Source organism: Neisseria sp. HMSC067H09 (assembly GCF_001814135.1).
GTDB lineage: Bacteria > Pseudomonadota > Gammaproteobacteria > Burkholderiales > Neisseriaceae > Neisseria.
Genome location: NZ_KV814878.1, coordinates 1 through 12,712, shown reverse-complemented (window position 1 = coordinate 12,712; position 12,712 = coordinate 1). Strand labels below are relative to the sequence as shown.

General features: G+C 51.3%; 10 protein-coding genes. 8 read left to right on the top strand and 2 right to left on the bottom strand.

The window, feature by feature from the left end; genetic code table 11:
- Positions 1–108: 108 nt before the first annotated feature.
- Entirely contained in the window at positions 109–1,572 is a 1,464-nt protein-coding gene (gene guaB, locus HMPREF2954_RS03240; RefSeq protein ID WP_045072367.1) for an IMP dehydrogenase, read from the bottom strand.
- A 661-nt stretch (positions 1,573–2,233) separates the two neighbouring features.
- Here guaB and eno point away from each other — a divergent pair.
- The 3 genes from eno to HMPREF2954_RS03225 all read left to right on the top strand — a co-directional run bounded on the left by eno (position 2,234) and on the right by HMPREF2954_RS03225 (position 4,722).
- Positions 2,234–3,520, top strand: a complete 1,287-nt coding sequence (eno, locus tag HMPREF2954_RS03235) for a phosphopyruvate hydratase (protein ID WP_016687921.1) — start codon at positions 2,234–2,236, stop codon at positions 3,518–3,520.
- Positions 3,521–3,536: 16 nt separating this feature from the next.
- The gene (gene ftsB, locus HMPREF2954_RS03230; RefSeq protein ID WP_003743241.1) at positions 3,537–3,815 is read left to right on the top strand and encodes a cell division protein FtsB; all 279 of its coding nucleotides are present in this window, start codon (positions 3,537–3,539) and stop codon (positions 3,813–3,815) included.
- Between the two features lie 412 nt (positions 3,816–4,227).
- A complete protein-coding gene (locus HMPREF2954_RS03225) occupies positions 4,228–4,722 on the top strand; it encodes a hypothetical protein (RefSeq protein ID WP_003743239.1) in 495 nt (164 codons plus the stop codon).
- Between the two features lie 217 nt (positions 4,723–4,939).
- Here HMPREF2954_RS03225 and HMPREF2954_RS03220 read toward each other — a convergent pair whose 3' ends face one another.
- Positions 4,940–6,313 carry a DEAD/DEAH box helicase gene (locus HMPREF2954_RS03220; protein WP_045072226.1) on the bottom strand — a complete coding sequence of 458 codons (1,374 nt, stop codon included), beginning with the start codon at positions 6,311–6,313 and terminating at the stop codon, positions 4,940–4,942.
- Between the two features lie 337 nt (positions 6,314–6,650).
- Here HMPREF2954_RS03220 and HMPREF2954_RS03215 point away from each other — a divergent pair, with 337 nt between their 5' ends.
- The 5 genes from HMPREF2954_RS03215 to gyrA all read left to right on the top strand — a co-directional run bounded on the left by HMPREF2954_RS03215 (position 6,651) and on the right by gyrA (position 12,660).
- A complete protein-coding gene (locus HMPREF2954_RS03215; RefSeq protein ID WP_045072223.1) occupies positions 6,651–7,595 on the top strand; it encodes a class I SAM-dependent methyltransferase in 945 nt (314 codons plus the stop codon).
- 37 nt (positions 7,596–7,632) lie between these two features.
- Positions 7,633–7,911 carry a hypothetical protein gene (locus tag HMPREF2954_RS03210; RefSeq protein ID WP_045072222.1) on the top strand — a complete coding sequence of 93 codons (279 nt, stop codon included), beginning with the start codon at positions 7,633–7,635 and terminating at the stop codon, positions 7,909–7,911.
- A 48-nt stretch (positions 7,912–7,959) separates the two neighbouring features.
- Positions 7,960–9,111 (top strand): elongation factor P maturation arginine rhamnosyltransferase EarP, encoded by a 1,152-nt coding sequence (gene earP / locus HMPREF2954_RS03205; RefSeq protein WP_039862899.1) that lies wholly within the window; start codon positions 7,960–7,962, stop codon positions 9,109–9,111.
- Positions 9,112–9,151: 40 nt separating this feature from the next.
- Positions 9,152–9,712 carry an elongation factor P gene (efp, locus tag HMPREF2954_RS03200; RefSeq protein WP_002219406.1) on the top strand — a complete coding sequence of 187 codons (561 nt, stop codon included), beginning with the start codon at positions 9,152–9,154 and terminating at the stop codon, positions 9,710–9,712.
- A gap of 182 nt (positions 9,713–9,894) precedes the next feature.
- The gene (gene gyrA / locus HMPREF2954_RS03195) at positions 9,895–12,660 is read left to right on the top strand and encodes a DNA gyrase subunit A (RefSeq protein ID WP_045072219.1); all 2,766 of its coding nucleotides are present in this window, start codon (positions 9,895–9,897) and stop codon (positions 12,658–12,660) included.
- Positions 12,661–12,712: the final 52 nt, after the last annotated feature.

Here is a 12,712-nt window from a genome sequence, read left to right as displayed (position 1 = left end):
GGGGATTTTGGGGAATTTTGCAAAGGTCTCAATCTGATTTTTAGGGCATTATTCAAACAATAGAAAAAGGTCGTCTGAAACTTTCAGACGACCTTTTTTCACTTTACCTTAGCGGTGATAGTTCGGCGCTTCTTTGGTAATTTGAACATCGTGAACGTGGGATTCGCTCATACCGGCGGAGGTAATTTCTACAAATTCCGCTTTTTCGTGCATTTCTGCGATATTGGCGCAGCCCAAATAGCCCATGCTGGAACGCAGGCCGCCGGTCAGTTGGTGAATGATGTTCACAATCGGACCTTTGTAGGGAACGCGGCCTTCAATGCCTTCGGGGACGTATTTGTCGGTGCTGTCGGTTTTATCTTGGAAGTAGCGGTCGGCGGAACCTTGGCTCATTGCCCCCAGAGAACCCATGCCTCGGTAGGATTTGTACGAGCGGCCTTGGTAGAGTTCGATTTCGCCCGGTGCTTCTTCCGTACCGGCAAACATACCGCCAAGCATGACGCTGTATGCGCCTGCTGCCAGAGCTTTGGCGATGTCACCTGAAAAGCGGATGCCGCCGTCGGCAATCAGCGGAACGCCGGTACCTTTGAGGGCTTCGGCAACATTGTGAATGGCGGTCAGTTGCGGCACGCCTACGCCTGCAACGATACGGGTGGTACAAATCGAACCCGGACCGATACCGACTTTGACGGCGTCTGCTCCTGCTGCGACCAAATCTAAAGCGGCTTTGGCGGTTGCGATATTGCCGCCGATGACTTGGATGTGCGGATAGGTTTCTTTTACCCATTTCACGCGCTCGATAACGCCTTGGCTATGGCCGTGTGCAGTATCGACGACGATGACGTCGACTCCCGCTCCGACCAAGGCTTTTACACGCTCTTCGGTGTCTCCGCCGGTACCGACTGCCGCGCCTACGCGCAAACGGCCTTCGGAGTCTTTGTTGGCATTTGGAAACTCGGTGGTTTTCAAAATATCTTTTACGGTAATCAAGCCTTTAAGCTCGTCTTTTTCGTTCAAGACCAAAACGCGCTCGACTTTATGTTCGTGCATCAGTTCGCGAGCTTCGTCGATGCTTGTGCCTTCAGGGACGGTAACCAAGCGTTCGCGCGGGGTCATGATGGCGGAAACGGGCAGGTCGAGGCGGTTTTCAAAACGCAGGTCGCGGTTGGTAACGATGCCGACCACTTTGCCGTTTTCAACGACGGGCAGACCGGACATTTTGCGTTTGCGTTGCGCGCGCATTTCCAATACTTCGCGGATGGGCGTCGTCGGGGCAACCGTTACCGGGTCTTTAACTACGCCGCTCTCATGGCGTTTCACTTTGGAAACGGCACGCGCCTGCATTTCGGGCGTCATGTTTTTATGGATAATGCCGATACCGCCTTCTTGCGCCATGGAAATGGCGAGGCGTGCTTCGGTAACGGTGTCCATTGCGGCGGAAAGTAAGGGGAGGTTGAGCGTGATTTCGCGGGTGAGCTTGGTTTGAAGTTTAACGTCTCGTGGCAGCACGGTTGAATGTGCAGGAACCAACAAAACATCGTCGAAAGTATAGGCTTTTTCTACGATACGCATGATGCTCAGTCTTTCAGTTTGTGCAAGATGCACGGCATTATAGCATTTAAATGCCAACCTTGACAAAATTTTGCAAGGGCTTTGTTATTTTTTTACACGATGATAAATGCCCGGAAATTTTGATACCGATTTTGCTTTTTCAACAAAGTTGCCAATATACCTGTTCCCAAATATCCTGTTTATTTCCTAGAAAATGGAGAGAAAGGACAAGCCATTCTCGGCGTAAGGGCTTTAAATAATCACTCAAATATGGTTCGCATTATTGAAATCAGCGGCTATCACAGATTAGACAATACTGTTCTCCAAGCCCTTAAAAAATCCTCATTTATCTCAAAATTCGAAAAGATATTGAATATTATCGGTTGGTTAAATGCTCATTCGAATCGTTTTTCAGACGACCTTCCTGCCTAAAACAAAGCATTCTCAGCAAGCTCCCCTGCCCTGAAACCTCAAAAACTGTTAAAATGCGAGGCTGCTTGAGCAGATATTATTTTTTGTGCAAAACCGATGTTGACGTGAAACAAACTTAAAGTCGGTTTCATCGTAATTCCAATACCACCATCGGTATAATCGCCGTTGATGTGCTTTCAGCGACACTTACAGGTCGCCTGAAATGTAACAAAGCTACTTTTCTTTTTTCATCCTCATTTGGAGAATATTCATGAGCGCAATCGTTGATATTTTTGCCCGCGAGATTTTGGATTCACGCGGCAACCCCACCGTAGAATGCGATGTATTGCTGGAGTCCGGCGTAATGGGCCGTGCCGCCGTACCGAGCGGTGCGTCTACCGGTCAAAAAGAGGCTTTGGAACTTCGCGACGGCGACAAATCCCGTTACTTGGGTAAAGGCGTATTGAAAGCAGTCGAACACGTCAACAACCAAATTGCCCAAGCCCTGATCGGTATCGACGCTAACGAACAATCCTACATCGACAAAATCATGATCGAGCTGGACGGCACTGAAAACAAAGGCAATTTGGGTGCGAACGCTACTTTGGCGGTTTCTATGGCTGTTGCCCGCGCAGCTGCCGAAGATTCAGGCCTGCCGCTTTACCGTTACTTAGGCGGTGCCGGTCCTATGGCTTTGCCTGTTCCGATGATGAACGTTATCAACGGTGGCGAACATGCCAATAACAGCTTGAACATTCAAGAATTTATGATTATGCCTGTCGGCGCGAAATCTTTCCGCGAAGCCCTGCGCTGCGGTGCCGAAATTTTCCACGCGCTGAAAAAACTGTGCGACGGTAAAGGTTTCCCGACTACTGTCGGCGATGAAGGCGGTTTCGCACCTAACCTGAACAGCCACAAAGAAGCTTTGCAACTGATGGTTGAAGCAACCGAGGCCGCCGGCTACAAAGCGGGCGATGACGTATTGTTTGCTTTGGACTGCGCATCCAGCGAGTTCTACAAAGACGGCAAATACCACTTGGAAGCCGAAGGCCGTTCTTACACCAGCGCAGAATTTGCCGAATACCTTGAAGGCCTGGTTAACGAATTCCCGATTATCTCCATCGAAGACGGTATGGATGAAAACGACTGGGAAGGCTGGAAACTCCTTACCGAAAAACTCGGCAGCAAAGTACAACTGGTCGGCGACGACTTGTTCGTAACCAATCCGAAAATCCTTGCCCAAGGCATCGAAAAAGGCGTGGCAAACGCATTGCTGGTCAAAGTCAACCAAATCGGTACTTTGAGCGAAACCTTGCAAGCGGTTGACTTGGCAAAACGCAGCCGTTACGCCAGCGTAATGAGCCACCGTTCCGGCGAAACCGAAGACAGTACCATCGCCGACTTGGCAGTCGCTACCAACTGTATGCAGATCAAAACCGGTTCATTGAGCCGCTCCGACCGCATGGCGAAATACAACCAACTGCTGCGCATCGAGGAAGAATTGGCAGAAGCTGCCTACTACCCCGGCAAAGCCGCATTCTATCAACTGGGCAAATAAGAAAAGGTATTGATGTATGAAGTGGGTAACTGTTGTTTTATCCATCGCACTCGCTTACTGCCAATACAGCCTTTGGTTCGGAAAAGGCAGTATCGGGCATACGGAAGAATTGCAGGAACAACTTTCCGTGCAGGAGGAGAAAAACCAGACGCTCACTTTGCGCAACCAGTTCCTTGCTGCGGAAGTCGATGATTTGGCGAACGGTCAAGAAGCGATTTCTGAAATTGCCCGTGTGGAATTGGGTTACGTCCAAGACGGCGAAACCTATTACCGTTTTATCGAACGCAGCCGTTAATTGCCCTGATGGGAATAAAAGGTCGTCTGAAAAATTTCAGACGACCTTCTTTTATCTGTAGCTTGGACTTTCCCCGCGAAAACAACTTGGTTTTATAGTGGATTAACTTTAAACCAGTACGGCGTTGCCTCGCCTTGCCGTACTATCTGTACTGTCTGCGGCTTTGTCGCCTTGTCCTGATTTAAATTTAATCCACCATATAAAAATATTCAGAGTTTGCTGCTACTTCAAACTTTCATATTCCTACCTATGCGGAAATGACGGTATTAATGAGAGTATCTTAATTTTAAATTGTACAAAAAATGAAATGTCCTCAAATAGTGAAATCAACTAAAAATAGAAATAAGAATTGATTGCATTTGACTTTTGAACTAATATAACGCCATTCTTCCTACCTCGTCTGAAGCTTGCCATGCGTTACCACTTTCCGATTTCTGTCGATATGTTTGACTTTCTGACCACAGGCCGATTTGATTATCTGGAAATCGGACAAACTGCAGAAATGATTTTACAAATGTTCCCCGCTCCCGAATGCGTTCCTAAAGGGCTTTTAGTGAAAAAGGGATGGAATATCTGGCTTTATGGCAATATTGAACTGCATTTTTCAGACGACCGCCTTACTCAAATCCGTGCTGATTTCCAACCCGGAGAGCCATTAAACGGAGGACGCTGGTTAAGTCTTAATCCCTGGTTCTTCAATCATGCAGACAAGCTTGATTTGTATTCGACTATTGCAAAACTGGTACAGCACCGCATCGACTTTATCAAAATAGATACACCTTCCGCACTGATTTTGCGCTTGCAAAGCGGTGTGGAGCTGATGTTTGAGAAATTCAGCGGACAGCGGTTATTTGCATTTTGCAAACAGAAAACCACGCTTCCTCAATGGGCGCATGAGCCGGTATAAATTTATGGCGTATTGAACCCATCTGTCTCAAACTCTCCTTCGTCTCATCATAATAAAAAGGTCGTCTGAAAATCGATTTCAGACGACCTTTTTGTTAGGCAACGCGGTATCAAAGTTTCTTCATATAGTGGATTAACTTTAAACCAGTACGGCGTTGCCTCGCCTTGTCCTGATTTAAATTTAATCCACTATACCCGCTATTGATTTGGCTTTAGCATCAGCCTCTTTTCGCTGGACGGCTTGGTTTCGAGCCGAAAGAATCGTTGGCTTTACGTTTGCCTTTGAAGCCTTCGCCGCCTTTCTTAAATCCTTCTTTTTTGAAACCTTCGCCGCGCGATTTGCCGCCGAAGCCTTCTTTGCCAGGTTTCTTATCGCCGCGCCAGCCGCCGGATTTTCTATCGCCCCAGCCACCTTTGCCTTTCGGCTTGCCGCCTGCGGATTTGCGCTTGCGGGTCGGCTCCATGCCTTCGACGGTCAGCTCGGGCAATTTACGGCCGATGTATTTTTCGATTTTGTGTACTTTGACGTATTCGTTCACTTCGGCGAAGGTAATCGCAATACCCGTGCGCCCTGCCCGTCCGGTACGGCCGATGCGGTGAACGTAGTCTTCCGCCTGTTTCGGCAGGTCGTAGTTGATGACGTGGGTAATGGTCGGCACGTCGATACCGCGTGCGGCAACGTCGGTGGCAACCAAAATTTTGCAGCGGCCTTTGCGCAAATCCATCAGCGTGCGGTTACGCCAGCCTTGCGGCATGTCGCCGTGCAGGCAGTTGGCGGCGAAACCTTTTTCGTACAAATCGTCGGCGATGACTTCAGTCATGGCTTTGGTGGACGTGAAAATCACGCATTGGTCGATGTTGGCGTCGCGCAGAATGTGGTCGAGCAGGCGGTTTTTGTGGCGCATATCGTCGCAGTACAGCAGCTGCTCTTCGATTTTGCCTTGGTCGTCCACGCGCTCGACTTCGATGATTTCAGGGTTTTTAGTCAGTTTGCGCGCGAGTTTGCCGACCGCGCCGTCCCAAGTGGCGGAGAATAACAAAGTCTGACGGTCGGTCGGAGTCGCTTCGACGATGGTTTCAATGTCGTCGATAAAACCCATGTCCAACATACGGTCGGCTTCGTCCAAAATCAGCACTTCCAAGCGGGCGAAATCGACTTTGCCGCTTTGCATCAAGTCCATCAGACGGCCCGGCGTGGCGACAATCAGGTCAACCGGTTTGCTCAAGGCGCGGGTTTGGTAGCCGAAAGATGCGCCGCCGACGATGCTGACGGTGCGGAACCAACGCATATTTTTGGCGTACGCCAGCGCGTTTTTCTCGACTTGCGCCGCCAATTCGCGGGTCGGCGTCAACACCAACGCGCGCGGACCTTTGCCCGGTTTTTCGCTGCGTTTGGTCAGCCGCTGCAACGTCGGCAGCAGGAAGGCGGCGGTTTTGCCGGAGCCGGTTTGCGCCGAAGCCATGATGTCGCGGCCTTCCAAAGCAAACGGAATGGCTTGCGCCTGAATCGGCGTTGGGCTTTCGTAACCCTCGCTGCGCACGGCGGACAAGATGTTTTTATCAAGGTTCAAATCGGCAAATTTAATAGACATGGCTATCCTAAAGAGACAACAACGCGCACGCCTGAACGGTTTTCAGACGACCTGAAGCAAAGGAAAGTAACGATACGGGAAATGTGAAGTTACAGGGTTGTCGCAAGCATCTTGCTTGTGGTTAACATCGACGACAACCTGCACAGAAAGGCTTGGCAAATCAGCAAGCAATAAAAGAAACGCGCCCGAAACGGCGGTTTAGGTTGGAAGACGATGGCTTCGTATAAAAAGGCGAACGGCGGATAATATAGATTTTATAGACAACGGTCAAGCAAAAAGGCATCAACTGCGTTAAAATTCAAACCCTTCCTAATCCTCATTCAGGCCGTCTGAAACCATGACCGACATCACACCCTTCGCCAACCGCATGGGCAAAAACATCAAACACCTCATGAAATGGGCGAAACGCAACGGCATCGAAGCCTGGCGCATTTACGACCGCGACATCCCCCAATTCCCCTTCGCCGTCGATGTTTACGGCGACCAAATCCACCTTCAGGAATACGATACCGGCTGGCTGATGCAGCCCGAAGAATACGAAGCGTGGCTTGCCGAAGTATTGGAAGCCGTCGCCTTCGTTACCGGTTTTGCGCCCGAACAAATCCACCTCAAACGCCGCGAACGCCAAAAAGGCTTGCAGCAATACGAGAAAACCGGCAAAACCGGCGACGATTTCGTCATCACCGAAAACGGCCGCAAGTTTTGGGTCAACCTCGACAAATACCTCGATACCGGCCTCTTTCTCGACCACCGCAACACGCGCAAAAAAGTCGGCGAAACCGCAGCGGGCAAACGCTTCCTCAACCTGTTTTCCTACACCGGCAGCTTCACCGTCTATGTAGCCACCGGCGGCGCAGCGTCCAGTGAAACCGTCGATTTGTCCAACACTTATCTCGATTGGGCGAAACGCAATTTCGAACTCAACGGCATCAGCCCCGAACAACACAAAATCGTCCGCGCCGACGTGTTCCAATACCTGCAAAACGCCGCCGCCGAAGGCAAACAGTTCGACCTTATCGTTATGGATCCGCCCAGCTTCTCCAACAGCAAAAAGATGCTCGACATCCTCGACATCCAGCGCGACCACTCAAAACTCATAGCCGGCGCGATGAACCTGCTCGCTTCAGACGGCCTTTTGTACTTCTCCAACAACTTGCGCAGCTTCGTCTTGGACGATTCGGTATCGGAACAATACGCCGTCAAAGACATTTCCAAACAATCCGTTCCCGACGATTTCCGCAACAAGAAAATCCATCAGTGTTGGGAAATCAGACATAAATAACCGCCCTCTTCCAATTATTTTGAACTGATTACACACCATGTCCAAACTGCTTATCATCCGCTGGCTTGCCGTCTGCCTGATACCCTTGGCGACGCTTGCCGTTTTCGCCGTCAATCCGCCTGAAGACGCGGCGCAACACTTAATCAACGGCATCATCCTTGCCTGCGAAGCGACATTTCTGTTCAAATTCGTCCTTTTCGACACCATCAAGCATCATCTTAAGCAAGAGTTTGATTTGAAACGTCAAACCATGCTGCTGTTTATTCCAATCGTTTTGCTGATTGTGTATTTGTTCCACTATTTCGGCGCGTTTTAGTTTTGAAAAGGTCGTCTGAAACCGATTTCAGACGACCTCGAGTCTTTTATGAATACACACGCTTTCCCTGTTTGTTGGATTTTTTGCAACGTTATCGACAATTTCGGCGACATCGGCGTTTCCTTGCGGCTTGCCCGTGTTTTGCACCGTGAACTTGGTTGGCAGGTGCATTTGTGGACGGACGATGTGTCCGCCTTGCGTGCGCTTTGTCCCGATTTGCCCGACGTTCCCTGCGTTCATCAGGATATTCATGTCCGCACTTGGCATGCTGAAGTGGCGGATATTAATAATGCGCCTGTTCCCGATATTGTCATCGAAACTTTCGCCTGTGATCTGCCTGAAAATGTGTTGCACATCATCCGCCAACACAAGCCGCTTTGGCTGAATTGGGAGTATTTGAGCGCGGAGGAAAGCAATGAAAGGCTGCATCTGATGCCTTCGCCGCAGGAGGGTGTTCAAAAATATTTTTGGTTTATGGGTTTCAGCGAAAAAAGCGGCGGGTTGATACGCGAACGCGATTACCGCGATGCCGTCCGTTTCGATACCGAAGCCTTGCGAGAGCGGCTGATGTTGCCCGAAAAAAACGCGCCCGAATGGCTGCTTTTCGGCTACCGGAGCGATATTTGGGCAAAATGGCTGGACATGTGGCAACAGGCAGGCAGCGAGTTGACCCTGTTGCTGGCGGGTACGCAAATTATTGACAGCCTCAAGCAAAGCGGCGTTATTCCGCAAGATGCCCTGCAGAACGACGGCGATGTTTTTCAGACGACCTCAGTCCGCCTCGTCAAAATCCCTTTCGTGCCGCAACAGGATTTCGACAAACTGCTGCACCTCGCCGACTGCGCCGTGATACGCGGCGAAGACAGTTTCGTCCGCGCCCAGCTTGCCGGCAAACCCTTCTTTTGGCACATCTACCCGCAAGACGAGAATGTCCATCTCGACAAACTCCACGCCTTTTGGGATAAGGCACACGGCTTCTACACGCCCGAAACCGCCTCGGCACACCGCCGCCTTTCAGACGACCTCAACGGCGGAGAGGCATTATCCGCCACGCAGCGCCTTGAATGTTGGCAAATCCTGCAACAACACCAAAACGACTGGCGGCAAGGTGCGGAGGACTGGAGCCGTTATCTTTTCGAGCAGCCTTCCGCCCCCGAAAAACTCGCCGCCTTTATTTCAAAGCTTAAAAAAATACGCTAAAATAGCGCGTTTATTTACAACCGATTTGATTGGACAATACATGAAAACAGCACAAGAACTGCGCGCCGGCAACGTATTCATGGTCGGCAACGATCCTATGGTCGTTCAAAAAACCGAATACATCAAGGGCGGCCGCTCTTCCGCCAAAGTCAGCATGAAACTGAAAAACCTGCTGACCGGTGCCGCTTCCGAAACCATTTACAAAGCCGACGACAAATTCGACGTCGTCATCCTGTCCCGCAAAAACTGTACTTACAGCTACTTTGCCGACCCTATGTACGTCTTCATGGACGAAGAATTCAACCAATACGAAATCGAAGCCGACAACATCGGCGACGCGTTGAAATTCATCGTTGACGGCATGGAAGACCAATGCGAAGTGACCTTCTACGAAGGCAACCCCATTTCTGTCGAACTGCCTACCATCATCGTACGCGAAGTTGAATACACTGAGCCTGCCGTTAAAGGCGATACTTCCGGCAAAGTGATGAAAACTGCGCGTCTGGTCGGCGGCACTGAAATCCAAGTGATGTCTTACATCGAAAACGGCGACAAAGTCGAAATCGATACCCGTACCGGCGAATTCCGCAAACGCGCTTAAGCATTAGCTGCGGTTCAAGATAAAAGGTCGTCTGAAAAGTTTCAGACGACCTTTTATCTATTTTTACAACCATCGTTCTGCAAGTTGCCCGGATTTGCCGCATTGCCCCGCATAACGCCCTGTCCAAGCCGTTTTTATGCTAAAATTCTCATCTATTTTTGCCATACGAAATAAAGAAAACCATGACCGACGCAACTATCCGCAACGACCATAAATTCGCACTCGAAACCCTGCCCGTCAGCCTTGAAGACGAAATGCGCAAAAGCTATCTCGATTACGCCATGAGCGTGATTGTCGGCCGCGCGCTGCCCGATGTGCGCGACGGTTTGAAGCCGGTGCACCGCCGCGTGCTTTACGCCATGCACGAGCTGAAAAACAACTGGAACGCCGCCTACAAAAAATCGGCGCGTATCGTCGGCGACGTCATCGGTAAATACCATCCGCACGGCGATTCCGCGGTTTACGACACCATCGTGCGCATGGCGCAGGATTTCTCGATGCGCTACGTCTTAATCGACGGTCAGGGCAACTTCGGTTCGGTTGACGGCGACGGCGCCGCGGCCATGCGTTATACCGAAATCCGCATGGCGAAAATCGCCCACGAAATGCTGGCGGACATCGAAGAAGAAACCGTCAATTTCGGTCCGAACTACGACGGCAGCGAACACGAACCGCTGGTGTTGCCGACCCGCTTTCCCGCGCTGTTGGTCAACGGCTCGTCTGGTATCGCCGTCGGTATGGCGACCAACATCCCGCCGCACAACCTCACCGACACCATCAACGCCTGTCTGCGTCTTTTAGACGAACCCGAAACCGAAATCGACGAATTGATCAACATCCTGCAAGCCCCCGATTTCCCGACCGGCGCAACCATCTACGGCTTGAGCGGCGTGCGCGAAGGCTATAAAACCGGCCGCGGCCGCGTCGTCATGCGCGGTAAAACCCATATCGAACCCATAGGCAAAAACGGCGAACGCGAAGCCATCATCATCGACGAAATTCCGTATCAGGTGAACAAAGCCAAGCTGGTGGAAAAAATCGGCGAACTGGTGCGCGAAAAAACGTTGGAAGGCGTATCCGACCTGCGCGACGAATCCGACAAATCCGGTATGCGCGTCGTTATCGAATTGAAACGCAATGAAAACGCCGAAGTCGTTTTAAACCAGCTCTACAAACTCACCCAGCTTCAAGACAGCTTCGGCATCAATATGGTCGCTTTGGTTGACGGTCAGCCGCGCCTGTTGAACCTGAAACAGATTTTGGCGGAATTTCTGCGCCACCGTCGCGAAGTCGTTACCCGCCGCACCCTGTTCCGCCTGAAAAAAGCGCGTCATGAAGGCCATATCGCCGAAGGTAAAGCCGTCGCCCTGTCCAATATCGACGAGATGATTCGATTGATTAAAGAATCTGCCGACGCACCTGAAGCCAAAGAAAAACTGCTGTCCCGCGCATGGCGCAGCGGTTTGGTGGAAGACATGTTGAGCCGTACCGACCTCGACCTGCGCATGGCGCGCCCCGAAGGTCTGCCCGCCAACCTCGGCTTGCAGGAACAAGGCTATTATCTGAGCGAAATTCAGGCCGACGCCATCCTGCGCATGAGCCTGCGCAACCTGACCGGCCTCGACCAAGAAGAAATTGTCGGTGACTACAAAACCATCATGGCAAAAATCATCGACTATTTGGACATTTTGGCGAAACCGGAACGCATCACCCAAATCATCCGCGAAGAATTGGAAGAAACCAAAACCAATTTCGGCGACGAACGCCGCAGCGAAATCAACCCGTTCGGCGGCGACATTGCCGATGAAGACCTGATTCCGCAACGCGAAATGGTCGTTACCCTGACCCACGGCGGCTATATCAAAACCCAGCCGACCACCGACTATCAGGCGCAGCGTCGCGGCGGGCGCGGCAAACAGGCTGCGGCCACCAAAGACGAAGACTTCATCGAGACCTTGTTCGTTGCGAACACGCATGACTATTTGATGTGTTTCACCAACCTCGGCAAGTGCCACTGGATTAAGGTTTACAAACTGCCCGAAGGCGGACGCAACAGCCGCGGGCGTCCGATTAACAACGTCATCCAGTTGGAAGAAGGCGAAAAAGTCAGTGCCATCCTCGCTGTGCGCGAATTTCCTGAAGACCAATACGTCTTCTTCGCCACCGCACAAGGCATGGTGAAAAAAGTCCAGCTTTCAGCCTTTAAAAACGTCCGCAGCCAAGGCATCAAAGCCATCGCGCTCAAAGAAGGCGACTACCTCGTCGGCGCCGCGCAAACCGGCGGCTCGGACGACATCATGCTGTTCTCCAACTTGGGTAAAGCCATCCGCTTCAACGAATACTGGGAAAAATCCGGTAACGACGAAGCGGAAGATGCCGACATCGAAACCGAGATTTCAGACGACCTCGAAGACGAAACCGTCGACAACGAAAATGCCCTGCCAAGCGGCAAACACGGTGTGCGTCCGTCTGGTCGCGGCAGCGGCGGCTTACGCGGTATGCGCCTGCCTGCCGACGGCAAAATCGTCAGCCTGATTACCTTCGCCCCCGAAGCCGCGCAAAGCGATTTGCAAGTGCTGACCGCCACCGCCAACGGCTACGGCAAACGCACTCCGATTGCCGATTACAGCCGTAAAAACAAAGGCAGACAAGGCAATATCGCCATCAACACCGGCGAGCGCAACGGCGATTTGGTCGCCGCAACCTTGGTTAGCGAAACCGACGACCTGATGTTGATTACCAGCGGCGGCGTCCTCATCCGCACCAAAGTCGAACAAATCCGCGAAACCGGCCGCGCCGCAGCAGGCGTTCGCCTGATTAATCTGGACGAAGGCGAACAACTGGTCAGCCTCGAGCGGGTAGCGGAAGAGCCGGAAGACGCGTCAGCTTCAGATGAAGAAAACACTACCGAGGCAAACGTAACGACAGAAGACAATACACCGCAATAAAGCAAGAAACAGGCAGAAACCTTTGCAAAATTCCTTTTCCCCCGACAACCGA